The organism is Kitasatospora sp. NPDC018058, from assembly GCF_044327205.1.
Taxonomy (GTDB): Bacteria; Actinomycetota; Actinomycetes; order Streptomycetales; family Streptomycetaceae; genus Kitasatospora.
Map to the genome: position 1 here is coordinate 83,523 of NZ_JBIRFA010000017.1, position 24,153 is coordinate 107,675.

Sequence of the window (24,153 nt, forward strand, 5' to 3'; positions counted from 1 at the left end):
ATGGGTGGTTCTGCCGTTCAATACCGCCCGGGAGAGCGGACGGGGGTATGCGAACCGGCCGGGGTGGGGGCCTTGTGTCGCAGGGATTCGGTGCGGCTGGGCATTCCCGGCGGGTGGGTGGGAAGTTTCCGGGGGGTCCGAAAGGTTCCCTCGAACGGCTGCGCAACCCGTACGGCCGCGTGTCGTTCCGGTGCGGAACGCCATCCGGAATCCGGACACCCGCTGGCCCGACTTCCCGTCGGCCGCTACGGTGCGGTACGCACGCTCCCCCGTCAGCTCTCAGGAAGGCAGCCCGCCATGACCGATGTCCCCGACGCCGAGGTGATCGCGCTCGCCGGGAAGCTCTTCGACGCCGCCCGGGCCGGTGACACCGCCACCCTGACCGCCGCCGTCGACGCGGGCGTCTCCGCGGACCTCACCAACGGCAGCGGCGACACCCTGGTCATGCTCGCCGCCTACCACGGCCACGCGGCCACCGTCGAGGCGCTGCTCGACCGCGGAGCCGACCCGAACCGGGCCAACGACAAGGGCCAGACCCCGCTGGCCGGGGCCGTCTTCAAGGGCACCGTGGACGTCGTCGACGCCCTGCTGGCCGGCGGCGCCGACCCCGGGGCCGGCTTCCCCTCCGCCGTCGACGCCGCCGCGATGTTCGGCAAGAGCGAGCTGCTCGCCCGGTTCGAGGGCCGCTGAGACGAGGTCGTAGGCTTTTCAACCATGGAGAGCACCGCCACCAAGGACACCGGCACCGTCGAGTTCCGCATCACCGGCTACGCCCACCCCGACGCCCAGGCCCTGTCGGCGGAGGTGCAGCAGGAGTACGTCCGCCGCTACGGGGACCCGGACGAGACCGTGATGCACCCCGAGGACTTCGACGCGCCCGCCGGACTGTTCATGATCGCCTACCTGGGCGGCCGCCCGGTCGCCTGCGGCGGCTGGCGGGCCAAGCAGGCCGGCCCGGACGGGCTGCGCGACGGTGACGCCGAGCTGAAGCGGATGTTCGTGATCCCCGACGTCCGCGGCCGCGGCCTGGCCCGGGCCGTGCTGCGCCGCCTGGAGCAGACCGCCGTCGAGGCCGGGCGCACCCGCTTCATCCTGGAGACCGGCACCGAGCAGCCCGAGGCCATCGCGCTGTACGAGTCCGAGGGCTACGTCGCGATCCGGAAGTTCGGCATCTACAAGGACCACCCGCTGAGCGTCTGCCTCGGCAAAGAGCTCGCCGCGGCGGTCTGATCGCCCGCCGCGCCGGGTAGGCTCCCCGTCGGCCGGAAGGGCCCTGGAGGGGGACGGATGAGCCACCAAGCGCCTGGAGCCGACCGGCTCCCCGACCTGACCCGGCGCGACGGGGAGCTGGACCGGCTGGTCCGGGACGGCGTGCGCACCGTCGGCGCGGGCGCCGTCTGGGCGGTCGGCGACGCCGACGGCACGCTCGGCGGCGGCAGCCACGGAGTGCTCGGGCAGGGCCCGTACGCGGAGTTCACGCCCGGGCCGGACACCCGGTACGACCTTGCCAGCCTCACCAAGATCGTCGCGCTCTGGCCCTGCGCCGGCGCGCTGTGGCAGTCCGGCCGGCTGCCGCTGGAGGAACCGCTCGGCCGCTGGTGGCAGCCCGCCACCGGGCACCCCGCCGGGGCGGTGACGGTCCGGCAACTCCTCGCGCACACCGCCGGAATGCTCCCGTACACCCGCTTCGAGCAGCTCTACGGGCGGGAGCCCGCCGCGATCCGGGCCGGGGTGGTCTCCGCCCCGCTGCACCGCCGACCGGGCACCGCCGTCGAGTACACCGACCGTGCCGCCGTGCTGATGACGTACCTGGTCGAGGACCTCGGCGGTGCGCCGCTGGACGAACTCGCCGTGCGCTGGGTCTGGCGGCCGCTGGGCATGGGCGACACCCGGTACGGGCCGCTCGGCGCCGCGGAGACCGCCCGTACCGCGCCCACCGAGTACGAGGAGTCGGTCGGCGCCCATCTGCGCGGCCTCGTGCACGACCCCTCGGCCCGGCTGCTCGGCGGGGTCTCCGGCAACGCCGGGGCCTTCTCCACCGCCCGCGACCTCGCCCGCTTCCTCACCGCCCTGCTCGCCCCGCCGCCCCGACTGCCCTGGGGCGAAGCGTGGATCACCGAATCACTGCGCGAGCAGACCGGCGGCCTGGCTCCCGCCCGCGGGCTGTCCTGGCTGTACGCCCCCGGCACCGAACCCGCCGAGGGCACCTTCGTCCACTACGGCTTCACCGGCACCGGCTTCTGGGTCTCCCGGCGGCTCGGCCGCTGGGCACTGCTGCTCACCAACAAGGTGCACCACGACCGGACCACCCAGCCGCTCACGGACCTGCGCAACGCCTTCCGGCGAGCGGTGTTCGGGTAGGGCCCGCCTCTCGGGTCCTTGCCCGATCCGACGGAACCCGAGGGACGGGCCCTGGCACTCGATCGGGTGGATCAGGTGCGAACCACCTTTGGTGCGGCGGTGATCGGGCACGGTGGCGGCGACAGGGCGGCACCCGGTGAAGGAGGCGCGATGACGGAGACCTGGACACTCTCGGAAGCGGAGTGGCTGTCCGGGCTGGTGCGCGCCTACATCGGGTGCAGCGTGCTGCTCACCGACGAGCAGGGCAAGGTCCTGCTGCTGAAGCCGGGTTACCGCGACCGGTGGCAGTTCCCCGGCGGCGGGATGGACCCCGGGGAGGCGCCTGCCGAGTGCGCCGCGCGGGAACTGCGCGAGGAGACCGGGCTGGTGGTGGGGGGCGGACTGCGGCTGCTGGTGGTGGAGTGGCGCGAGGCGATCCCCGATCAGGGCCGGTACGCCCACCCCGCCGTGCACTTCATGTTCGACGGCGGCACGGTCGGGGCGGATGCGATCGTCCGCCTCCAGCCCGAGGAGATCGCCGACCACGGCTACTTCACCCCCTCCAAGGCCGCCGCCCTGCTGCACCCCTGCGCGACGCGCCGACTCACCGGGGCCCTGGAGGTCCGGCGGACCGGCACCGCCGCGCTGTTGCACTCGGCGGGGTACGTGGGGTGACCGGGGATCAGATCAGGGTGCTCCAGTAGTACCAGAATCGGTTGAGGACCAGCAGCGCGATCACCGCCGCCCACAGCACCGGCAGCGCCCCGTGGTAGCGCGCCGCCTCCCGGACGACCGCCCGCATCCTCGGGCCGACCGGGATCACGCCCGTCCGCAGGTTGTGCAGGGTGGTGTACCAGAACAGCACCACCACCGTGGCCCACACCACCATGCAGTACGGGCACAGCGCGCCGATGTCGTACAGCGCCTGGTCGATCAGCCAGTGCGTGAAGACGACGCCCAACGCGGTCCCGGCGTGCAGGCCCAGCCAGAACCAGCGCCGGTACGCGGCGCCGGCCAGCAGCCCCGCGCCGATCGCCGCCAGCGCGCCGAAGGCGGCCAGGCCGAGCAGTGGGTTCGGGAAGCCGAACACCTCGGCCTGCTCGGTGCGCATCACCGAACCGCAGCTGATCACCGGGTTGACGTTGCAGCTGGGGACGTAGGACGGGTTCTCCAGGATGCGCAGCTTGTCGAAGGTCAGGACGGCCGAGGCGGCCAGTCCGATCAGCCCGCCGAGGAACAGCAGGACCGCGAACGCCCGGCCGGCGCCGATCGGGGCTCGGCCGGCGGCGTCGGGGGCGGGTTGGGAGAGGTGCACGGTGGTCGCGGCGGTCATGGGCAGCACACTCCGGTGGCTGGCTGGGAGGGGCCGGCCCGGCCGGGAGTTCGGCCGGGCCGGTGGTGCCGTGCGGTGCGAGCCGGGTGGGCCTACTGGAGGCCGGCGGCCTGCTTGACCTGCGCGGTGAACTGCTCCGGCGTCGCGGTGGCGTTGCCGGCGAACAGGTTGATCGGCTTGCCGTCGACCTTGACCGTCGGGGTGCCGGTCACCTGGCTGTTGTTGAACGCGTCGGCGACCTTCGCCGCCCACGGCGCGTAGGTCTTGTCGGTGACCGCCTTCACGAAGGCGTCCGTCTTCAGGCCGGGCACCTGGCCGGCCAGGTCCAGGATGTGGTCGACGTCGCCGAAGCCGTCCTCGCGCTCGTCCGGCTGGTTGGCGTACAGCACGTCGTGGAACGCCTTGAACTTGTCCACGCCCTCGTTCAGCGCGGCGCCGGCGGCGGCCAGCGCGGTGCGCGAGCCCTTGCCGCCGAGGTTCTTGTCCAGGAAGGCCGCCAGGTGGAACTCCACCTTGATCTGGCCGTCCTCGGTGAGCTGCTTGACGGTCTGGCCGTTCGCCGCCTCGAAGTGCTTGCAGACCGGGCAGCGGAAGTCCTCGTACACCTCCATGGTGTGCGGGGCGTCGGCCTTGCCGTAGGTGATCACCGTGCCGTCCGGGCCGGTGGCGTTGGCCGGGACGACCAGCTGGCCCGCGGAGGAGGCCGCGGAGGCCTTGTCGTCCTTCTTCGAACCGTTGACCGCGAGCGCGACACCGCCCGCGAGGGCGAGGACGACGACGGCGGAGACGGTCACGACGATCCGCTGACGGCGCTTGGCCGCCAGCTGCTCGCGGCGCTGGGCCTCCTGGATCCGCTCACGGGCACTGATTCGCTTGGGGGACTGAGCCATGGGGGAGTCAACTCCTGTACGCGGCGCGCGGGTGCGCGCGGGGAGCCGCACACGGGTGCGGCGGGGTCGGTGAACGCGGGAGTCGTGCGCACTGCCTGCGGGCGTACGGGGCCGGTCGGCCGGTACGCGTGTGATGCGGAACTGATCAGCAGGCAGGCGCGAAGGACGGCGGACCACGGCGGGGCGCCGGGCTCAGCACCACGTCCTCGCGGCGCGGCCGCGCACGGTCCGACACCGGCAGCGGCACCCGCAGCACCGGGCGCGCCGGGGCGGGGAGCAGCAGCAGGACCAGCGCCCGCAGCGGGCGGGTCAGCGACTGGCGCAGCGCGCGCAGCGCCCGGGCCAGGCCCGACAGCGCCGCGTCGCCCAGCCGAAGCCAGGCCGAGGCGGCCAGCGCGATCGCCAGGTGCACCACCAGGAGCAGCAGCTGGGTCGCGGCGGGCGCCAACTGCCCGGCGTGCCCCAGCGGGCCGCCCAGCAGTGAGCCGTCCATCGAACCGCCGCCGCAGACCAGCAGGTTCACCCCGCGCGCGGACACGTGCTCGGACAGGACCGGCCCACAGCCGGTCTGGCCCAGGTTGAAGGTGGTGTTGAGCAGCAGCTCGACCGGCACCATCACGGCGGAGATGTGCAGCAGCCGCCGCTCCCCGCCGGCCAGCGCGGCCGCGACCAGGAAGACGACGACACTCGTCGTGGCCACCAGCGACAGCGGTAGCGGGCGACCGGTGATGACCACCTGGCCCAACGCGGCCATCGGCACGGCGAGCGCGGTGAACACCGCGGCCCGCAGGGCCCTGGTCGCATGGGTGGAGGTCGTCACGCTCGGGAGTATGCCATGGCGCTTACACCCGGCACGAGGGCGCGTGGTCGTTCACGCCGGCATGACGCCCCCTCAGCGGCTCCGCGGACGCGACAGAGGCCGCCGCGCGACTAGCCTGGAAGGCGTTCCCGGCGACCCCGACGAGCCAGGCGACCCCGACAAGGGGGTGGACGCACATGGCGAGGCCCGAAACCACGGTGGGACAGGTGCTGCTCGACCGCATCGAGGCCCAGGCGGTGGTGCTGGCCGGACTGGACGACGCCGTCCGGGCGGACGAGCCCGACGCGGTCCACCGGATGCGGGTCGCCTGCCGACGGCTGCGCAGCGCCCTGCGGACCTTCCGCCGTCTCCTCGCCCCCGGCGCCGTCGACGGCCTGGTCGCCGACCTGCGCTGGCTGGGTGCCGCGCTGGGCCGCGCCCGGGACCGTGAGGTGCTCGCCGAGCGGCTGGTGGCCCAGGCCCGCGGGCTGCCGGCCGCGTGCGGACCGGAGCGGGTCGCGGGTGCGCTCCAGCGGTGGGGCGAGGCCGAGTACCGCCGGGTGTGGCCCGAGGTGGTCGCGGCCCTGGACAGCCCCCGTCGTCGGGTCCTGGCCGAGGCCCTGACCACGCTGTTGGCCGACCCGCCGCTGCGGCGCCGGGCCGCCCGCGCGGCCGTCCCCGAGCTGTCCCGGGTCGCCGCCCGCGAACAGCGCCGGACGGCCGAGCGTGTGCGCGCCGCGCTCGCGGCCGACCCGGAGGACCGGGACCGGGCCTTGCACGAGGCCCGCAAGGCCGCCAAGCAGGCCCGCTACGCCGGCGAGGTCGCCGAACCCGCGGTCGGCCCGGCGGCCGAGCGGTACGTGGAGCGGATGAAGGCCGTCCAGGAGGTGCTGGGCGAGCACCAGGACGCGGTGGTCGCCGCGGCGGCCCTCGCCGGCCAGGCGGACACCGGCGGCGAGCCCTTCGCCTACGGCGTGCTCTACGCGGGCCAGCTCGCCGTGGCGGAGACGGCGCGCGGGCGGCTGCCCGAGGTGTGGGCGGGCGCCCGGAAGCGGGAGCTGGCGCGGTTCGGCTAGGGCCGTCGTGCCCCGGCGCCGGACAGCGCCGGAGGCGGTCACCGGCGGCTACTCCGGCTCGGGGCTGAGCCCCGCCGAGAGCGCCGCGTCCCTGAGCAGGGCGCGTAGCATCGCCGTGGTCAGCCGACCGGTGTTGGTGTTGCGCGGGCTCACGTGGTAACAGCCGTAGAGCCGCAGGTCGGGGCCGCCGTCGCGGGCGGGGAGGGTGACCCGGGCGGCGTGGCCGAAGGCGGGGCGGGGGCGGGGGACCTGCCAGCCGGCGTCGGCGAGCACCGGGAGCATGGCCTGCCAGGCGAAGCCGCCGAGTGCGACGACCGTCCGGACGGTGGGGCGCAGCAGCTGCAGTTCGCGGGTGATCCAGGGGCGGCAGGTGTCGCGTTCCGCGGTGCTGGGCTTGTTGTCGGGCGGGGCGCAGCGGACCGGGTCGGTGATCCGTACGCCGTACAGTTCCAGGCCGTCGCCGTAGCGGACGGACTCGGGGCGGTTGGCGAGCCCGAGGTCGTAGAGGGCCGCGTAGAGCAGGTCGCCGGAGGGGTCGCCGGTGAAGATCCGGCCGGTGCGGTTGGCGCCGTGGGCGGCGGGGGCGAGGCCGACCAGGACGAGCGGGGCGTCGGGCGGGCCGAAGCCGGGGATGGGGCGGGCCCAGTAGTCCCAGTCCTGGTAGGCGCGGCGTTTGGTGCGGGCGGTCTCCTCGCGCCATGCGACCAGGCGGGGGCAGGCCCGGCAGCCGGTGACGACGCGGTCCAGCGCGGTGAGTCCGCCGGTTCGGGCCGCGGCCTCGGCGGGGTGGCGGGGGTGGCCCGGGTCGTCGGCGGGGGACTGCGGCATGCCCCCGATCCTAGGGTCTCCAGGCCGTGCACTTCGGTGTCAGCCGGGCAGGCGTAGCGTGGAACCAGTTGCTCCGGCGGCCCCCGGCCGGGCCGGGTCGGCGGTGGCCGGAGGCGCCGGTGTGCGCGGAGGCCGCGAGGAGGTCGCGATGATCGTCGATGCGGTGCTGGGGGCGCTCGGAGGGCTGGTGGGGTTGGGGGCGCTCTGGGCGGCCATGAGCATCAGAGTCGTCCAGCAGTTCCAGAAGGGCGTGGTGTTCCGCTTCGGGCGGGTGCGAGAGGAGGTCCGCCAGCCGGGGCTGGTCGCGCTGATGCCGATCGCGGACCGGCTGCGCCGGGTGAACGTGCAGATCGTGACGATGCCGATCCCGGCGCAGGAGGGCATCACCCGGGACAACGTGACCGTGCGGGTCGACGCGGTGGTCTACTTCCGGGTGCTGGACCCGGTGAAGGCGACGGTCAACGTGCAGGACTACACCTTCGCGATGTCCCAGGTCGCGCAGACCTCGCTGCGGTCGATCATCGGCAAGAGCGAGCTGGACGACCTGCTGGCCAACCGGGAACCGATCAACCAGGGGCTGGAGTTGATGATCGACAGCCCGGCGCTCGGCTGGGGCATCCAGATCGACCGGGTGGAGATCAAGGACGTCGCCCTGCCGGAGTCGATGAAGCGCTCGATCGCGCGCCAGGCGGAGGCCGAGCGTGAGCGGCGGGCCCGGATCATCACGGCGGACGGCGAGTACCAGGCCTCGGCCCGGCTGTCGGAGGCGGCCGCGGTGATGAGCGCGACCCCGGCGGCACTGCAGCTGCGGCTGCTGCAGACCGTGGTGGAGGTGGCGGCGGAGAAGAACTCGACGCTGGTGCTGCCGTTCCCGGTGGAGCTGCTGCGGTTCCTGGACAGCGCGACCGAGTCCCAGCAGCGCGATCTGCTGGCGGCCGCCGCGGTCGCCGCCGCGGCGAAGTCCGCGGAGCAGGCGGTGGAGAGCGGAGAGGTCCCCGAGGCCGAGCTCGACCGCGAGCCGCCCAAGCACGAACTGCCGCCGTTGGAGGAGCTGTTGTCCCACTCGCCGCTGGAGAGCGCGGACCTGGAGGGCGGGCGTGCGGAGGCGGACGGTCAGGTCGCCGAGTCAAAGGACCGTATGGAGCCGAAGACGACGTCCTGACGGGTGCCCGGTGGCGTGCGCCATCGGCCCGGACCAGGATGGACGAGGGGGAACAAGCCAGGTCAGGAGGCGGACCATGACCATAGCCAGCGACATCATGCACCCGGGCGCGGAGTGCATCCGCGAGCACGAGACGCTCGCGGCCGCCGCCCGGATCATGCGGGAACGGCATGTGGGCGCGCTGCCCATCTGCGGGGAGAACGACAAGCTGCTGGGGATCGTGACCGACCGCGACATCGTGCTGCGCTGCGTCGCCGAGGGGCGTGACCCGGCGAAGGTGACGGCGGGCGACCTGGCGCTGGGGCGGCCGATGACGGTCGAGGCGGACGAGGACTGCGAGCAGGTGCTGCGCGTGATGGAGCAGTACCAGGTCCGCCGGCTGCCGGTGATCAACCACCCGGAGCACAAGGTGGTCGGCATGATCAGCGAGGCCGACATCGCGCGCGGGCTGCCGCAGGCGCGGCTCGCGGAGTTCGTGGCGGCGGTGTGCGCGGAGGAGCCGCCCAAGAAGGAGGCGTTGCAGGCCTGACCCTCGGGTCGGGCTCGGACCGGGCCGGCCGGTAACTTTGGTTGTCAGAATCGCCATGGGTAACTAAAGTTGTCGCCATGACGATCGTGGAGATCACCCCTGAGGAGCAGGCGGGGCTGGCCGCGGCCCTGCTCGACGCGCTCAACCCCCTCGCCGCCGCCGTGCGCTCCCGCGTGACCGGGCTGCCCGAGGAGCGGATGTGGCACGCGGACCCGGCCGAGGTCGCGCTCTCCGTGCTGTCCGCCTGGAAGCTGGTGGACACCGAGGTCAAACGGCTCACCGCGATCGCGGCCGGCACCGCCGGCTCCTACGGCGCCAGCTACGAGCAGCTGGGCGCCGCCTGGGGCATCACCCGGCAGGGCGCCCGGAAGAAGTGGCCGGAGGCCGTCAGTCGCCCGTCCGTGCGGCCGGACTCGCTCGAACTGTTCGGCGGCACCGCCGAGTTGCTGCGGGACGAGACCGCCGAGGGCTGGCGCTGGACGGCCGTCGGCGCCGACGGGACGACCGGCGCGGCGGCCGCCGGCCACCCGACCCGGGAGGAGGCCGCGGCGCACGCCGGGGCCTTCCTCGCCGGGCACGCGTAGCTAATCCGAGGCCCGCAGCTCCCGGGCGATCAGCTCCGCCAGGTGCAGGGCCCGTCGGCCGTCGGCGAGTTGGGCGATCTGGGTACGGCAGCTGAAACCGTCCGCCAGCACCACCGTCTCCGGCCCGGCCGCCCGGACCTCCGGCAGCAGGACCCGCTCGGCGATCGCCTCGGACACCTCGAAGTGGCCGTCCTCGAAGCCGAAGTTGCCCGCCAGCCCGCAGCAGCCGGAGTCCAACACCCGGTTGTGCAGGCCCAGTCGGGCCTCGACCCGGCGGTCGGCGGCGCTGCCGAGCACCGCGTGCTGGTGGCAGTGGGTCTGGGTGACGGCGTCCAGCGGGATCCGGGGGAGCGGCGCGTCGGGGGCGTACTCGTCGATGAACTCGGCGAAGGTGCGGGTGCGTTCGGCCAGCGGGCGGCCGTCCGCGCCGAGCAGCCGGGGCAGGTCCTCGCGCAGGGTGGCGGTGCAGCTGGGGTCCAGGCCGACCACGGGGGTGTCGGCCGGGAGCCCGGCGGCCGCCAGCGTTTGCAGGCTGCGCCGCAACACCCGTCGGGCGGTGCCGAGTTGGCCGGTGGAGTACCAGGTGAGGCCGCAGCAGACCGGGCCCTCGGGCAGCCGGACGTCGAAGCCCAGGTGCTCCAGCACCTCCACGGCCGAGCGCAGCACGTTCGGCTGCAGGTGGTCGGAGAAGGTGTCCGGCCACAGCAGCACCGGCCGGCCGCCCGCCGGGGCCGGCCCGGCCGGGCCGATGCCGCCGGCGCGGTGGCGCCGGTACCAGCGGGTGAAGGTCTCGGGCGGGAAGACCGGCAGCACCCGGCGCCGGTCGATCCCGCCGAGCCGCTTGAGCAGGGCTCCGGCCGGGGAACGGACCAGGGAGTTGGCCGCGCCGGGCGCGAGCGCCACCGCGCGCAGCCACAGCGGCAGCCAGCCCATCGAGTAGTGCGACAGCGGGCGCGGCCGGTGCCGGTAGTGCTGGTACAGGAACTCGGTCTTGTAGGTCGCCATGTCGACGTGCACCGGGCAGTCGCTCGCGCAGCCCTTGCAGCTCAGGCAGAGGTCCAGTGCCTCCCGGACCTCCGCCGAGCGCCAGCCGTCCGGGATCGCTCCTCCGGCCTGACGGCCGGGAGGTGCCCCCATGCCTCGGAGCATCTCGGCGAGCAGCCGCGCCCGGCCCCGGGTGGAGTGCCGCTCCTCGCCGGTGGCCATGTAGCTCGGGCACATCACCCCGGTGGTCGGGTCCACGCACTTGGCGACGCCCACACAGCGGTGCACCGCCTTGGCCAGGCTGCCGTCGTCCTGCTCGTACGGCAGGGCCAGCGGCAGCGGGCGGTGCGGGGCGGTGACGAAGCGCAGGTCGGCGTCGAGCGGGCGAGGGTCGACCAGCGCGCCCGGGTTGAGCAGGTTCTCCGGGTCCCAGATCCGCTTGAACCCGCCGAAGAGGTCGATGACTTCGGGCGGGTACATGCGCGGCAGCAGCCCGGAGCGGGCCTGCCCGTCGCCGTGCTCGCCGGAGAGCGAACCACCGTACGACACCACCAGATCGGCCGCCTGCTCCAGGAACTCCCGGAACACCAGCACCCCTTGGGGCTCGTCCAACGGGAAGTCGATCCGCAGGTGCACACAGCCGTCGCCGAAGTGCCCGTACGGGACGCCGCGCAGGCTGTGCCGGCGCAGCAGGGCTCGCAGGTCCCGCAGGTAGTCGCCGAGCCGCTCGGGCGGGACGGCGGAGTCCTCCCAGCCGGGCCAGGCCTCGCCGCCTCCCGGCAGCCGGGTGACGATCCCGGCGCCTGCCTCCCGGACCGCCCACAGCTGGCGCTGCTCCACGGGGTCGGTGACCAGGGCGACGGCGGCCGAGGGCTCCCGACGCACCGCGTCGGCGAGCCGGCGGGCCGCCTGGTAGGCCTCCACGGCCGTGGCGCCGCCGGTCTCCAGGAACAGCCAGCACTCGCCCGCGGGCAGCCGGTCCAGCGCGGGCGGGCGCGGGCCGGCCGCGAGCAGTGCGGTGATCAGATCGGCCGCCATGCCCTCGGCGGTCAGCGGGCCCAGCGGCAGCAGCGCAGGGACCGCGTCGGCGGCCGCGCCCTCGTCGGGGTAGCCGGCCACCACCAGGGCGCGCGCGGGCGGCTCCTCGACCAGGCGGACGGTGGCGCCGAGCAGCAGCGCGCAGGTGCCCTCGGTGCCGGTCAGCGCCCGGGCGAGGTCGTGGCCGTGCTCGGGCAGCAGCGCGTCCAGCGGGTAGCCGGAGGTGCGGCGCGGCAGCTGCGGCATGCCCTGCCGGATGGTGGCCAGGTTGCGGTCGGTGAACTCCTGGAGTTCACGGTGCAGTTGACCGACCCGTCCGGGTGCGGAGCGCAGCGCTGTCCGCTCGGCGGCGGTGACCCGGCCGCCGACGGTCAGCTCGGTGCCGTCCGCGAGCAGCAGCTCCAGCCGCTCCACGTTGTCCGCGGTGCGCCCCCAGGCGAGCGAGTGGGAGCCGCAGGAGTCGTTGCCGATCATGCCGCCGATCGTGCAGCGGCTGTGCGTGGACGGGTCCGGGCCGAAGCGCAGCCCGTACGGCCTGGCGGCGCGTTGGAGGTCGTCCAGTACGGTGCCGGGCTGGACGCGCGCGGTGCGGGCCTGCGGGTCGATCTCCAGCACCGAGCCCAGGTGGCGGCGGAAGTCCAGCACCACCGCGCCCGGGCCGATCGCCTGCCCGCCGATGCTGGTCCCGGCCCCGCGCGGCACCACCGGCACCCGGTACTCGCGGCACAGCGCCAGCGCGGTGCGCACATCGTCCAGGTCGGCGGGCTTGACCACGCCGAGCGGCAACTGCCGGTAGTTGGAGGCGTCGTGGCTGTAGACGGTCCGCTCGGCGGCACCGAAGCGGACCTCCCCGAGCAGCACGGCGGCCAGCTCACGGGCCAGCTCGGCCCCGGGGACGGCGGACGGACGGCTCACCAGAGACCTCCCGGGCGGGTGCGGCAGCGGCTCCGCCGATGATCGCAGCCGCAGCGCCGTCCGGGTACCGGGCGCGACGGGGGTACCGCCATCGGGGTGTCATATGGCACCCTCGGCAGACGTGATCAACGAATCCACGGCCGCGGACCCGGCCGGCCCCGACGCCTACCTCGCCCGCTCCTGATCGGCGAGCGCCCGTCGGTCCCGACGGACGGTGCGTCGTCCTGGGACATCTTCCCGTACGAGGGCGAACTGACCGTCCGAGTGCTGCAGCCGCCCGTCCTGTCCGAGCCGCCCCGCCACGGTGAGGACGGACTCGAGAGCTGCAAGTAGTGTGCCCGCCCGGACTCCGACTTCCTCTGGACCGACGAGCACTGGCGCCTCTGCGCCACTGACGAGCCGACCGGCCTACCCGCCGCCCTGCTGATCCAGCTTCGTGCCCACCGCGGCCTGCTGGACCTGCCCGCCGAGCTGTCCGCACGGCTCGGCCCGATGCCCCGGCGCGCCGAGCGGGCCGTGCTGTCGCTCGGCGGCGTCGGCCGGGTCCATGTGAACCGCTGTGGATGGACGTGCTGCCGCCGCTGCCCGCCGGGGTGGCGGCCGAGCGAGCCGGCCGGATCGCCGCCGCGATGGCCGCGGACGGCGGCACCGCGCACGCCTGACGGGGCTACTTCCGGCCGGTGACGGTGCCGCGCGCGATGTGCGAGAGCTTGGCCACCTCGAAGGCCGGGTAGGCGCCGCCGGCCAGCAGCGAGAACTTGATCCCCTCGCGCCCGCCCGGCTTGCGGTGGCCGGGCGGCTGGAAGCGGCGGTGGTGCTCGGCGGCCCGGTGGAAGAACTGCGGGCGCTCGGCCCGCGAGACGCAGCCGGCGAGGTCGAAGACGAACAGGTAGTGCCGGATCATCCGGACGAACAGCGCGTCGCGCACCGCGTACAGGTGCGGCTTGTCCTCCAGCAGGGCGAAGCTGCGCTCGTACTGCTCGAACAGGTCGAAGACACTGCTGCCCGGGCCTCCGGCCGGGTGCACGGTCTCCCGGCGGCGCAGCTGGACGCACTCGCGCGGCAGCGCGGCGGCCTTCCGGGCGCCGAGCAGCGCCGCGTGGGCGACCGGGACCTCCTCGTACCTGCCGTCCGGGAAGGCGAGCTCCAGCTCCTCCCAGTGCCCGCGGCGGATCAGCCGGTCCCAGATCAGCGGCGGCGCGCCGAACAGCGCGGGCTGGTCGAAGGGGGCGAACGCCTCGGGGCCGGTCTCGGCGAGCAGCGCCTCGGCCCCGCCGGGCCAGTCGCGGCCGTTGTGGCGCCGGGTGTGGCCGAACAGCAGCACGTCCACCGGGCCGGTCTGCTGGAGCCGGTCGGCGAGCGTCTGGAGTGCGTCCGGGGGCAGCAGGTGGTCGGCGTCGAGGAACAGCAGGTACTCGCCGCCGGCCCGCGCCGCACCCGCGTTCCGGCTCACCCCGACGCCGACCGCCGCGTTCAGGTGCAGCGCCGACACCCGTGGATGCTGCTCCGCGTACGCGTCGGCGAGCCCGCCCGGGGTTTCGGGGGAGCGGTCGGCGACCACGATCACCTCGACGTCCGCCAGGGTCTGGGCGAGCAGCGAGTCCAGGCAGTCGGCGAGCTGTCCGTGCTGGTCGTAGGCGGGGAGCACGACGCTGATCAGGGGTGAGGGCATGACGCCGGAGCGTAAGAGGGCGCGCGAACCGTGGCAAAGCCCTGACGGTGCGTAACTCGGGGCAATGGCGGCAAACCGTCCTACCGTGCGCCATATCTTCACGCCGCCTTCTGGGCGTGCACACGTCGATCGGTCACGCGACACGGCCCGCGACGCGGGGTGCGTCGCGGGCCGGAGCGTGTACGGAGGGGCGCCGAGCGGGTTCGGCTTAGTACCAGTGGTGCGCCTGCCAGAACGACCACGCGGAGCAGGGGCTGCCGTAGCGGCTGTTCATGTAGTCCAGGCCCCACTTGATCTGGGTGGCCGGGTTGGTGCGCCAGTCGGAGCCGGCCGAGGCCATCTTGGAGCCCGGCAGGGCCTGGACCAGGCCGTAGGCGCCGGAGGAGGCGTTGACGGCCAGCGGGTTCCAGCTGCTCTCGCGGAACACGATGTTGCTGAAGCACTGCAGCTGGCCGGCCGGCACGATCTGCGCGGCGATCTGCTGCGGGGTGCCGGAGTAGCCGTTGAGGTCCTGGCGCTGCTGGGAGCGCGAGGCGGCGGCGTCGGCCTGGGCCTTGGCGTCCGCCTGGGCCTTCGCCTCGGCCTGGGCCTGGGCCTGCGCGGCGGCCTGGGCCTGCGCCTGGGCGGCCTGGGCGGCCTGCTGGGCGGCGGCAGCGGTGTCAGCCCGGGCCTGATCGCCGGCCGGCTTGCCGTCCACCGAGACGGCGGCCACCGGGGCCGCGGCCTCGGCGTTGTACGCGGTCTGCGGCATGGCGAGGGCGGCGGTGGCGGCGCCGGTGACCACGAGGGTGGCGACGCCGGTGATCAGGGAGTTGCGGCGGGCATGGCTGAGCTGCATGAAGCGGGCAATCCTTTTCCGTCGGGGACCGTGCCGGTGGCACTGGGCTCGGGCTTCGCGTGGGCTCCGGGTGAGCGGGGCCCGCGCGGCCGTCCGGGACGGCCGTGGCGCCCCGGCGGTGACGGCGGGGCGGGCGGGCTGCGGGGCGGACTGGGCCGGCCGGCGCTGCCTGGCGACGGGCCATTCTTGGCAGGGCCGAGGACGGGTGGCAAAGGTGCTCGCTACTACACCGAGTAGTGGCCGCGGGGCGGCTGCAGCACGGCCGCATGGGTGATTTGGGCCGATTTGTCCGAATTGGGCATCTGCGAGTCGTGGGCGGGCGGCTACGGCGGAACGCGAGGGCGTGAGGGCGGGTGGCCTGCGCGCTTCGGGCCGGGCGCGGCGACGACGGGCGCGGCCCGGGGGCGGTCGGGGCGGCGGGATGGGCGATGGGCCCGGCCCGTCCACTATCCGGGGTCGTAGATGCGAAACCCCCTGTGGGCGGGCTCACATGGTTGAAGCGCCGACTTCGGCGCAGTGTGACCGGGTCGTCGCGCGTCCGGTGCGTGGGGGCGCGGTGGTCGATCGGTGCCCTCCGTGGGGCGCGCGCATTGCCGCCGGGGGTCGCCGACGCCGCACCGTCCGGGTGCCGAGCGTGTCGGATCGGTCGCCGATGGTGACGGGGGGTGGTCGCCGGAACGTTGCGGGGAGCGCGGGTGGTGGCATCTACGGAGGCGCCAGCCGGGTTTCGGTCCTCTTCGGCACCATCGGCGGCAGCACCCCGAACCGGCGCGCCCCCGCCGGCTCCGTGCCCGGCTGCACCGGCTGAGCTGCCGGGACCCGTCCTGAGAACGGCAACCGGGCCCGGGAGCCTCCGCAACGGCTCCCGGGCCCGGCGTTCACGCGCGGTGCGGGCGGGTCAGGAGCCCGCCGCCACCGCAGCCCGCCGCCGTCGGCCCACCACGGCCGAGGCGCCGATCACGATCGCCGCGGCGACCAGCGACAGGTACATCTGCTTGCGCCCGTCGGCGTCGGTGAACATGTACGCCATCACGAAGCCGATCATGCCGATGGCGACCCAGGTCAGGTACGGGTACAGCCACATCCGGACGGTGTGCCGCTCGGGCATCTCCCGCTCGATGATCTTGCGCATCCGCAGCTGGGTGGCGCAGATCACCAGCCAGACGAACAGCGCGACCGCCCCGGAGGAGTTGAGCAGGAAGGCGAACACGGTGTCCGGCGAGGTGTAGTTGAAGAAGACGGCGATGAAGCCGAAGACCACCGAGGAGAGGATGGCCACCCGCGGCACGCCGCGGTCGGTCACGGTCGCGAAGATCTTCGGGGCGTCCCCGCGCTGGCCGAGCGAGAAGGCCATCCGGGAGGCGGTGTACATCCCGGAGTTGAGGCAGGAGAGCACGGCCGTCAGCACGATCACGTCCATCACCTGGCCGGCGTGCGGGATGCCCACGTGGTCCAGCACGGCCACGTACGGGCTGGCCTTGACCTCGGCCGAGTCCCAGGGCAGCAGGGTGACCACGAGCAGGATCGAGCCCAGGTAGAAGATGCCGATGCGCCAGATCACGCTGTTGGTGGCCTTGGTGACCGCCTTCTCCGGGTCCTCCGACTCGCCGGCGGCCAGGGTGACGATCTCGCTGCCCATGAAGGCGAAGACCACGGTGAGCATGCCGGTGAACACCGCGCCCACCCCGTGCGGCAGGAAGCCGCCGTGGCCGGTCAGGTTGCTGGTGCCGACCGCGTGGGTGCCCGGCAGCACGCCGAACGCGGCGAGGACGCCGATCACCAGGAACGCGGCGATCGCGACCACCTTGATGCCGGCGAACCAGAACTCGAACTCGCCGTAGGAGGAGACCGAGAACAGGTTGGTGGCGGTCAGCACCGCCATCACGATCAGCGCCCAGCCCCACTGCGGCACGCCGGGCACCCAGTTGTTGAGGATCTTGGCGCCGGCGGTCGCCTCGACCGCGAGCACGACGACCCAGAAGAACCAGTACAGCCAGCCGATGGTGAACCCGGCCCAGCGGCCCAGCGCGCGGTCCGCGTACGCCGAGAAGGAGCCGCTCTGCGGGTCGGCCGCCGCCATCTCGCCGAGCATCCGCATCACCAGCACGACCAGCACGCCGGCCAGGGTGTAGGAGAGCAGGATGCCGGGGCCGGTGGCCGCGATGCCCGCGCCGGAGCCCACGAACAGGCCGGCGCCGATCACGCCGCCGATGGCGATCATCGACAGGTGGCGGTTCTTGAGCCCGGCCTTCAGGTGGCCGTCGCCGCCGTGTCCGACCGGTCCCGACTGGTGGGGGGCCTTCGCGGCCGTCGCAGACTTGGTGCTGTCCGCACTCATAAAGGGGTGTCCTGTGCCTTTCCGGCGCGGTGTGACCCTCGGCTCGTCGTGCCGGAGGGTGGGGGACAGACCCGCGCATTGCGGTGAAACCTAACTTCTACGCCCGGGTATCGGAACAATCGTTTGATAACTGTTCGCTCACCGGACGCAAAGAGCCAGGTCAGAGTGGGTGCAGAGGTGGCGGGAAAAGCTCAAATCTGACCAGTCGTCAGGGTGGCGGAAGGTCGCCAAGCCCTGCGGGGGATCCGGAACTCAGACCGGGCGGAGCTCCAGGACGGTGATCAGTCCGGCGTCCGCCGGCCGCCCGGTGAGCCGGGCGGCCAGGATCCGGGGGATGTCGGACTCCTGGGAGTACCCGGGTATCAGCGCCACCTCGGCCCGCCGCACCCCGGCCTCGCCGCGCACGGAGTACACCGCCCGGTACACGGTCCGCTCCGGCGGCGGGGCCTGGCTCCGGCTGTGGCCGCTCCGGCTCCGGACGGTCATCGGCATCGACCTCCTCGGCCCATTGTGGGCATGGTGTGGCTGATCGCGGCAAACCAGGGCAGAGTGGGATTCTCGGGGCGAATTCGACACCGCTCGGCCGTTTCAGGAGCGACCCCATGCAGACCACCTGGAAGGGGACGATCAGCTTCGGGCTGGTCAGCATCCCCGTCCACCTCTACTCCGCGACCCAGGAGCACGACGTCCCGCTGCACCAGGTGCACGCCAAGGACGGCGGACGGGTGCGGATGAAGCGGTACTGCGAGCGGGAGGAGCAGGAGGTCCCGTACGCCGAGATCGCCAAGGGCTACGAGTCGCCGGACGGCCGGACCGTCACCCTCACCGACGAGGACCTCGCCGACCTGCCACTGCCCAGCAAGAAGATCATCGACGTGCTGGCCTTCGTGGACGCGGGCGAGATCGACCCGCTGATGTTCTCCAAGGCGTACTACGTGGGCGTCGCCGACAAGGCGGCCGCCAAGCCGTACGCGCTGCTGCGCGACGCGCTGGTGGAGTCCGGGCAGATCGCGGTCACCAAGATCGCGCTGCGCACCCGGGAATCGCCGGCCGTGCTGCGGGTGCACGACGGGACCCTGGTGCTGCAGACCTGCATCTGGCCCGACGAGGTCCGCCCGGCGGCCGGGATCGCGCCCGAGGGGAACGTCACCGTCCGGCCGCAGGAGCTCAAGATGGCGCGGTCGCTGATGGACACCCTCTCCGAGGACTTCGACCTGTCCCAGCTGCACGACGACTACCAGCAGGCGCTCCAGCAGGTGATCACCGCCCGGCTGGAGGGTGTCGAGCTCCCGCGCGAGGAGGAGCCCGGCCCGGCGCCGGACAACGTGATCGACCTGATGGAGGCGCTGCGCAGCAGCCTCAAGCAGGCGAAGGGCGGACGCGCGCCGGCCGCCGAGCCGGCGGAGAAGCCGGCGCCTCGCAAGCGCGCCCCGGCGAAGAAGACCGCCGGGGCCGCCGAGAAGTCCGCCCCGGCGAAGAAGACGCCCACCACCCGTAAGTCCACGGCTCCGCGCAAGGCCTCCTGACCCCCGAGCCAGGCGTTTTGTCCCGTCCAGCATTGGAGGCGATCCCGATGGACCTGCTCACCTACAAGGAAGCCGAGACCGGCCCCGAGGCCCCGCCGAATCCGAGCCTCGGGCACCGGGCCTGGCGCTGGCTGCTCAGCCTCAGCCCCACCGTCGTGACGTTCATGGTCGCGTTCTCGGTCGGCCTGGGCATGGTCGGTGCTCAGACTCCCAACATGACGGCGCTGGTGCTGATGGCGATCTTCTGGGGCCTGACCGTCATCGCGCTGGTCGGCGTCGTCGCCCGCTGGATGACGCCCGGCCGGGGCAGGCACCGGATGGCGGCCTCCTGACCCGGCCGGTGATGCGGCGTCCGGGAGGGCTCAGCCGATCCACACCGTGGTGACGTTGCAGAACTCCCGGATGCCGTGCCCGGACAGCTCCCGGCCGAAGCCCGAGCGCTTGACGCCGCCGAAGGGCAGCGCCGGGTGGGAGGCCGTCATGCCGTTGAAGAACACCCCGCCGGCCTGGATGTCGCGGACGAAGCGCTCCTGCTCGGTCCGGTCGTTCGTCCAGACGTTGGAGCTGAGCCCGAACGGGGTGTCGTTGGCGACCGCCACCGCCTCGTCCAGGTCGGCGACCCGGTAGACGGTGGCGACCGGGCCGAAGGTCTCCTCCTGGTGGATCCGCATCGCCGGGGTGATGCCGGTCAGTACGGTCGGCTCGTAGAAGTAGCCGGTGTCCCAGCCCATCGGGCGGTCGCCGCCGCACTCGACCCGGGCGCCGTGGGTGCGGGCGTCCTCGACCAGCTCCTCCAGGTCGTCCCGGCCCTGGCGGCTGGCCAGCGGGCCGACGTCGGTGCTCTCGTCCATCGGGTCGCCGACCCGCAGGGCACGCATCGCCTCGGTGAAGGCGGCGGTGAAGCGGTCGTAGACGTCGGTGTGCACGATGAAGCGCTTGGCCGCGATGCAGGACTGGCCGTTGTTCTGCACCCGGGCCCGGATGGCGGTGCCCACCGCCGCGTCCAGGTCGGCGCTCGGCATCACCACGTACGGGTCGCTGCCGCCCAGCTCCAGCACCGCCTTCTTCACCTCGTCCGCCGCGGCGGAGGCGACCGCCCGCCCGGCCGGCTCGCTGCCGGTGAGGGTGACGGCGGCGACCCGGCGGTCCCGGACCACGCCCTCGACCGCGCCCGAGCCGATCAGTAGGGTCTGGAAGCAGCCCTCGGGGAAGCCGGCCCGCTGGAACAGCTCCTCGATCGCCAGCGCCGTCCGCGGCACGTTCGAGGCGTGCTTGAGCAGGCCCACGTTGCCCGCCATCAGGGCGGGCGCGGCGAAGCGGATCACCTGCCAGAACGGGAAGTTCCACGGCATCACGGCGAGGACCGGGCCGATCGGGCGGTAGCGGACGTACGCGCGGGCGGCCCCGGAATCGGCCACGTCGGCCGGGGCCGGGTGCTCGTCGGCGAGCAGCTCCTCGGCGTTATCGGCGTACCAGCGCATCGCCTTGGCGCACTTGGCGGCCTCGGCCCGGGCGGCGACGAGCGGCTTGCCCATCTCCTCGGTCATGGTGCGGGCGACGGCTTCCTGGGCTTGGTCCAGTAGGTCGGCGGCCCGGCGCATCAGCTCGGCGCGGGTGGCGAAGGAGGTGTTGCGGTAGCTCTGGAAGGCGGCCTGGGCGCTGGCCAGCCGCCGCTCGATCCCGGCCGCGTCGAACGGTTCGAAGGTCTGGACGGTCTCGCCGGTCGCGGGGTTGACGCTGGCGATGGGCATGCGGGGCTCCCTGGGGGTCCGGGTCCGGTGCGTCTGCCCTCACACCCTCCCCGACGGCCCGCCCCCGGGCACGCCACCACCGCCCGGCGTGTCCCGCCGGGGCGCGTTCGGGTACCGGCGTCACTCCGGCAGCGACTCCACCCGGGCCGCCGCCTCCCGGGCCCGGGCCCCGGCCCTGGTCCGGGAGGCGGTCACCTGCCGGTTGGGGAAACGGTGCAGGTACTCGGCCTCCAGCTGGCCGGTGCGCAGCGTGTGCCGCTTCAGCGCCTCCTCCGAGCCGTACAGGAACGTCTCGTGGCGCGTGCGGTGCAGCTGCTCCAGCTCGTGCAGGAGGGTGTCGTTGCCCAGAGCGTGCGGGGAGATGCCCTCGGGCCGGATGTGCGTGTCGTCGGCGTGCCGCATCTCGGTACCTCCTCGGCGGAAGTCCCCTCCTACCGGGTGCCCGGTGCCCGGCGCCGGTACACCCGTTCGAGTCGGTGGTGGCGCACAAGAGAAGTTGCACAAGAGGTGTTGCAAAAGAGATATCGCACAAGAGCTCTTGTGGATATTCTCCGGGCATGGATGACCGCATGGATGACCGCATGGGCGACACCACGGACGAACCGCGCGGCACCTGGGAGATCTCCGACTCCCGGGTGCTCGCCGCCCTCACCCACCCGCTGCGCCGCCGCCTACTCGACCTGCTCAAGGTGCACGGCCCGGCCACCGTCGGGCAGCTCGCCGAGCGCACCGGGCAGGCGGTCGGCAACGTCAGCCACCACCTGAAGGTGCTGGCCGAGAGCGGACTGATCGCGGAGGCGCCCGAACTCGCCCGGGACCGGCGCGAACGGTGGTGGCGGCTCGCCGACAAGGACCTCAGCTGGACCAGGGCCGACTTCGACGGCGACCCGGTCGCCGAGGCCGTCGCGGACGCGGCCGGGTCGATCCTGCTGGAACGCCAGGTCGAGCTGGTCCGCGGATGGGCCGCCCGGCGCGGCGGGTACGGGTCCGACTGGCAGAACGGCTGCTCGGTGGCCACCCAGGCCTGGCTGCGGCTCACCCCGGACGAGGCCCGGGAACTGGCGGCCGACCTCCACGCGGTGATCCAGAAGTGGGCCGACCGGCCGGTACCCTCGGACGGGCGGGAGCGCGAGACCGTCCTCGCCTTCTCCCACAGCGTCCCGGCGCGGCCGTGACCACCGCGACCGCCCCGCCGGGGCCGCCCGAACTCCGTTCGCGCTGGGGCCTGTTCGCCCATCGCGAGTTCCGACTGCTGTGGGCCGGCGAGACCGTCAGCCGGCTCGGCAGCAGCATCACCTCCATCGCGCTGCCGTTGGTCGCGGTGCTCACCCTGGGCGCCGGGCCGATCGCGGCCGGCCTGCTGACCGGCGCCGTCTGGCTGCCCTGGCTGCTGTTCGGCCTGCCCGCCGGGGTCTGGGTCGGCCGGGTGTCCCGACGGGCCGTGATGATCGCCTGCAACCTGGGCTCGGCGGCACTGTTCGCGAGCGTGCCGGTGGCGGGCTGGCTCGGGGTGCTCACCCTGGCCCAGCTGCTGGCCGTCGCCCTCCTGAGCGGCGTCGCCTCGGTCTTCTTCGACGCGGCCTACCACGTCTACCTGACCGAACTCGTCCCGGCCGAGGACCTGATCGAGGGCAACGCCAAGCTGGAGGGCGGCGCCTCGGCCGCCGAGGTCGCCGGCCGCGGACTGGCCGGCCTGACCGTCCAACTGCTCGGCGCGACGGCCGGGTTGCTCGCCGACGCGGTGAGCTTCCTGATCGCGACCGTGACCCTGCTGCGGATCCGGACCACTCCCCGGCCGGTCACGGCCGAGCCAGCCGGGGACAGCCTGCCGCGACAGGTCCGGGAAGGGCTGGCCTTCCTGCTGCGCGACACCTACCTGCGCTCCTTCACCCTCTACGGCGCGGCGGTGAACTTCGCCCTCATGGGCTACCAGTCGATCACCGCGCTGTTCCTGGTCCGGGAGGCCGGGCTCGCCCCCGGCTGGGTCGGCGGGCTCGCCTCGGCCGGCGCGGTCGGCGGACTGCTCGGCGCGCTGGTGGCCCGGCCGCTCTGCAGGCGCCTGGGCAGCGCGCGCGGGGTGCGGATCGTGCTGGTGACCGCCTCGCCCTTCGGTCTGCTGATGCCGCTGGCCGGCCCGGGCCCCGGCACGGTGCTCTACCTGGTCGGGCTGCTCGCGGTCGTCGCCGCGGTGGTGTTCGTCAACATCGTGCTCGGCAGCTTCCGGCAGTCCTACACCCCGCCCGCGCTGCTCAGCCGGGTGAGCGCCACCTCGATGTTCGCCAACCACGCCACCATCCCGCTCGGCGCCCTGGCGGGCGGCGAGCTGGGCGCGGCGATCGGACTGCGGGCCACCATGTGGGTGATGACCGGCCTGCTGGCGCTGTGCGGCGCGCTCCCGCTGCTGTCGCCGCTACGCACCGTCCGGGAGCTGCCGACCGCGCCTCCGCAGCCGGGAAAGATCGTAGGATGAATTCCTCTGTACCTTCGGGCTCGCCCCACTACCTCCGGACAGATCGCTGATGCCGCTTCCCAAGGCCGAACTCCACCTGCACATCGAAGGCACTCTGGAGCCCGAACTCGCCTTCGCACTCGCCGAGCGCAACGCCGTCCAGCTCCCGTACGCCGACACCGAGGAGCTGCGGAAGGCGTACTCCTTCAGCGACCTGCAGTCCTTCCTGGACCTCTACTACGCGCTGATGGCCGTGCTGCGCACCGAGGAGGACTTCGCCGACCTCGCCGACGCGTACCTGGCCCGGGCCGCCGAGCAGGGCGTGCGGCACGCCGAGATCTTCTTCGACCCGCAGGCGCACACCGCCCGCGGCGTGCCGCTCGGTGTGGTGGTGGACGGGCTGACGCGGGCGCTGTCGCGCAGCGAGGAGCGGTACGGCATCAGCACCCAGCTGATCATGTGCTTCCTGCGCGACGAGTCCGCCGACTCGGCACTGGAGACCTTCGAGGCCGCCCGCCCGTACTTCGACCGGATCACCGGCATCGGCCTGGACTCGGCCGAGGTCGGCAACCCGCCGGCGAAGTTCCGCGAGGTCTACCGCCGCGCCGCCGAGGCCGGCCTACGGCGCGTCGCCCACGCGGGCGAGGAGGGCCCGGCCTCGTACATCACCGAGGCGCTGGACGTCCTCGGCGTGGAGCGGATCGACCACGGCCTGCGCTGCCTGGAGGACGGCGAACTCGTCGCCCGCCTGGTCCGCGAGCAGATCCCGCTCACCCTCTGCCCGCTCTCCAACGTCCGCCTGCGCTGCATCGACACCCTCGCCGACCACCCGCTGCGCGAGATGCTCGACGCCGGCCTGCTGGTCACCGTCAACTCCGACGACCCGGCCTACTTCGGCGGTTACGTCGAGGACAACTTCCGGGCCGTCCGTCAGGCCCTCGCCCTCGACCAGGAGACCGTCCGGCGACTGGCCGCCAACTCCTTCCGGGCCTCCTTCATCGACGACCGGCGCCGGGCCGAACTCCTCGCCGAGGTCGAGCGGTTCAGCTTCGCCCCGGCCGAGGGCTGACGGAACCGACGGACCCGACGGGCGCGGCCGAG

At 73.6% G+C, this 24,153-nt stretch carries 25 protein-coding genes; 13 read left to right on the forward strand and 12 right to left on the reverse strand.

The window, feature by feature from the left end:
* The first annotated feature begins 297 nt into the window (after positions 1–297).
* From ACH4E7_RS24345 to ACH4E7_RS24360, 4 genes are all read left to right on the forward strand, one after another.
* Complete coding sequence (locus tag ACH4E7_RS24345) at positions 298–690, forward strand: ankyrin repeat domain-containing protein (protein WP_396251134.1); 393 nt, start codon at positions 298–300, stop codon at positions 688–690.
* A 24-nt stretch (positions 691–714) separates the two neighbouring features.
* Entirely contained in the window at positions 715–1,230 is a 516-nt protein-coding gene (locus ACH4E7_RS24350) for a GNAT family N-acetyltransferase (protein WP_396251135.1), read from the forward strand.
* Between the two features lie 57 nt (positions 1,231–1,287).
* Positions 1,288–2,361: a serine hydrolase domain-containing protein gene (locus tag ACH4E7_RS24355; protein ID WP_396251136.1), complete on the forward strand. Its 1,074-nt coding sequence runs from the start codon at positions 1,288–1,290 to the stop codon at positions 2,359–2,361.
* Between the two features lie 150 nt (positions 2,362–2,511).
* Entirely contained in the window at positions 2,512–3,015 is a 504-nt protein-coding gene (locus tag ACH4E7_RS24360) for an NUDIX domain-containing protein (protein WP_396251137.1), read from the forward strand.
* A 7-nt stretch (positions 3,016–3,022) separates the two neighbouring features.
* Here the strand turns inward: ACH4E7_RS24360 and ACH4E7_RS24365 are convergent, their stop codons facing one another.
* The 3 genes from ACH4E7_RS24365 to ACH4E7_RS24375 all read right to left on the reverse strand — a co-directional run bounded on the left by ACH4E7_RS24365 (position 3,023) and on the right by ACH4E7_RS24375 (position 5,383).
* Positions 3,023–3,673 (reverse strand): vitamin K epoxide reductase family protein, encoded by a 651-nt coding sequence (locus ACH4E7_RS24365; protein WP_396251138.1) that lies wholly within the window; start codon positions 3,671–3,673, stop codon positions 3,023–3,025.
* A gap of 92 nt (positions 3,674–3,765) precedes the next feature.
* Positions 3,766–4,563, reverse strand: a complete 798-nt coding sequence (locus tag ACH4E7_RS24370) for a DsbA family protein (protein WP_396251139.1) — start codon at positions 4,561–4,563, stop codon at positions 3,766–3,768.
* A 145-nt stretch (positions 4,564–4,708) separates the two neighbouring features.
* Entirely contained in the window at positions 4,709–5,383 is a 675-nt protein-coding gene (locus ACH4E7_RS24375) for a hypothetical protein (RefSeq protein WP_396251140.1), read from the reverse strand.
* 176 nt (positions 5,384–5,559) lie between these two features.
* Here ACH4E7_RS24375 and ACH4E7_RS24380 point away from each other — a divergent pair, with 176 nt between their 5' ends.
* Positions 5,560–6,438: a CHAD domain-containing protein gene (locus ACH4E7_RS24380; RefSeq protein ID WP_396251141.1), complete on the forward strand. Its 879-nt coding sequence runs from the start codon at positions 5,560–5,562 to the stop codon at positions 6,436–6,438.
* A 48-nt stretch (positions 6,439–6,486) separates the two neighbouring features.
* Here ACH4E7_RS24380 and ACH4E7_RS24385 read toward each other — a convergent pair whose 3' ends face one another.
* The gene (locus ACH4E7_RS24385) at positions 6,487–7,266 is read right to left on the reverse strand and encodes a uracil-DNA glycosylase (RefSeq protein ID WP_396251142.1); all 780 of its coding nucleotides are present in this window, start codon (positions 7,264–7,266) and stop codon (positions 6,487–6,489) included.
* Between the two features lie 148 nt (positions 7,267–7,414).
* On the opposite strand from ACH4E7_RS24385, the gene ACH4E7_RS24390 reads away from it, so the two are divergent.
* The 3 genes from ACH4E7_RS24390 (at position 7,415) to ACH4E7_RS24400 (ending at position 9,541) form a co-directional block, all read left to right on the forward strand.
* Positions 7,415–8,428 carry an SPFH domain-containing protein gene (locus ACH4E7_RS24390; RefSeq protein WP_396251143.1) on the forward strand — a complete coding sequence of 338 codons (1,014 nt, stop codon included), beginning with the start codon at positions 7,415–7,417 and terminating at the stop codon, positions 8,426–8,428.
* A 76-nt stretch (positions 8,429–8,504) separates the two neighbouring features.
* Positions 8,505–8,957 (forward strand): CBS domain-containing protein, encoded by a 453-nt coding sequence (locus ACH4E7_RS24395; protein WP_355669178.1) that lies wholly within the window; start codon positions 8,505–8,507, stop codon positions 8,955–8,957.
* A gap of 77 nt (positions 8,958–9,034) precedes the next feature.
* Positions 9,035–9,541 carry a hypothetical protein gene (locus ACH4E7_RS24400; protein WP_396251144.1) on the forward strand — a complete coding sequence of 169 codons (507 nt, stop codon included), beginning with the start codon at positions 9,035–9,037 and terminating at the stop codon, positions 9,539–9,541.
* On the opposite strand, the gene ACH4E7_RS24405 is transcribed toward ACH4E7_RS24400, so the two are convergent.
* The 6 genes from ACH4E7_RS24405 to ACH4E7_RS24430 form a co-directional block, all read right to left on the reverse strand.
* Positions 9,542–12,478, reverse strand: a complete 2,937-nt coding sequence (locus tag ACH4E7_RS24405; RefSeq protein ID WP_396251145.1) for an FAD-binding and (Fe-S)-binding domain-containing protein — start codon at positions 12,476–12,478, stop codon at positions 9,542–9,544.
* Between the two features lie 408 nt (positions 12,479–12,886).
* Positions 12,887–13,027, reverse strand: coding sequence for a hypothetical protein (locus tag ACH4E7_RS24410; RefSeq protein WP_396251146.1), 141 nt, complete (start codon positions 13,025–13,027; stop codon positions 12,887–12,889).
* A 118-nt stretch (positions 13,028–13,145) separates the two neighbouring features.
* Positions 13,146–14,150 carry a glycosyltransferase family 2 protein gene (locus ACH4E7_RS24415; protein ID WP_396251147.1) on the reverse strand — a complete coding sequence of 335 codons (1,005 nt, stop codon included), beginning with the start codon at positions 14,148–14,150 and terminating at the stop codon, positions 13,146–13,148.
* A gap of 208 nt (positions 14,151–14,358) precedes the next feature.
* Positions 14,359–14,988 (reverse strand): transglycosylase SLT domain-containing protein, encoded by a 630-nt coding sequence (locus ACH4E7_RS24420; protein WP_396251148.1) that lies wholly within the window; start codon positions 14,986–14,988, stop codon positions 14,359–14,361.
* A gap of 898 nt (positions 14,989–15,886) precedes the next feature.
* Positions 15,887–17,326 (reverse strand): amino acid permease, encoded by a 1,440-nt coding sequence (locus tag ACH4E7_RS24425; protein WP_396251149.1) that lies wholly within the window; start codon positions 17,324–17,326, stop codon positions 15,887–15,889.
* A gap of 252 nt (positions 17,327–17,578) precedes the next feature.
* Positions 17,579–17,812: a hypothetical protein gene (locus ACH4E7_RS24430; RefSeq protein ID WP_396251150.1), complete on the reverse strand. Its 234-nt coding sequence runs from the start codon at positions 17,810–17,812 to the stop codon at positions 17,579–17,581.
* Positions 17,813–17,928: 116 nt separating this feature from the next.
* Here ACH4E7_RS24430 and ACH4E7_RS24435 point away from each other — a divergent pair, with 116 nt between their 5' ends.
* Positions 17,929–18,852: a Ku protein gene (locus ACH4E7_RS24435; protein ID WP_396251151.1), complete on the forward strand. Its 924-nt coding sequence runs from the start codon at positions 17,929–17,931 to the stop codon at positions 18,850–18,852.
* A 47-nt stretch (positions 18,853–18,899) separates the two neighbouring features.
* On the forward strand, positions 18,900–19,184 hold the full coding sequence (locus ACH4E7_RS24440) for a hypothetical protein (protein WP_396251152.1): 285 nt from the start codon (positions 18,900–18,902) through the stop codon (positions 19,182–19,184).
* A gap of 30 nt (positions 19,185–19,214) precedes the next feature.
* Here ACH4E7_RS24440 and ACH4E7_RS24445 read toward each other — a convergent pair whose 3' ends face one another.
* Entirely contained in the window at positions 19,215–20,603 is a 1,389-nt protein-coding gene (locus ACH4E7_RS24445) for an NADP-dependent succinic semialdehyde dehydrogenase (protein ID WP_396251153.1), read from the reverse strand.
* Between the two features lie 120 nt (positions 20,604–20,723).
* On the reverse strand, positions 20,724–21,005 hold the full coding sequence (locus ACH4E7_RS24450) for a DUF6158 family protein (protein WP_396251154.1): 282 nt from the start codon (positions 21,003–21,005) through the stop codon (positions 20,724–20,726).
* A 167-nt stretch (positions 21,006–21,172) separates the two neighbouring features.
* On the opposite strand from ACH4E7_RS24450, the gene ACH4E7_RS24455 reads away from it, so the two are divergent.
* From ACH4E7_RS24455 to ACH4E7_RS24465, 3 genes are read left to right on the forward strand one after another with little or no spacing between them, the layout of a single operon-like run.
* Positions 21,173–21,778 (forward strand): ArsR/SmtB family transcription factor, encoded by a 606-nt coding sequence (locus ACH4E7_RS24455; RefSeq protein WP_396251155.1) that lies wholly within the window; start codon positions 21,173–21,175, stop codon positions 21,776–21,778.
* Positions 21,775–23,073 carry an MFS transporter gene (locus ACH4E7_RS24460; RefSeq protein WP_396251156.1) on the forward strand — a complete coding sequence of 433 codons (1,299 nt, stop codon included), beginning with the start codon at positions 21,775–21,777 and terminating at the stop codon, positions 23,071–23,073. Before ACH4E7_RS24455 ends, ACH4E7_RS24460 begins: the two co-directional genes overlap by 4 nt.
* Positions 23,074–23,122: 49 nt before the next feature.
* A complete protein-coding gene (locus ACH4E7_RS24465) occupies positions 23,123–24,121 on the forward strand; it encodes an adenosine deaminase (protein ID WP_396251157.1) in 999 nt (332 codons plus the stop codon).
* The last annotated feature ends 32 nt before the right edge of the window (positions 24,122–24,153 follow it).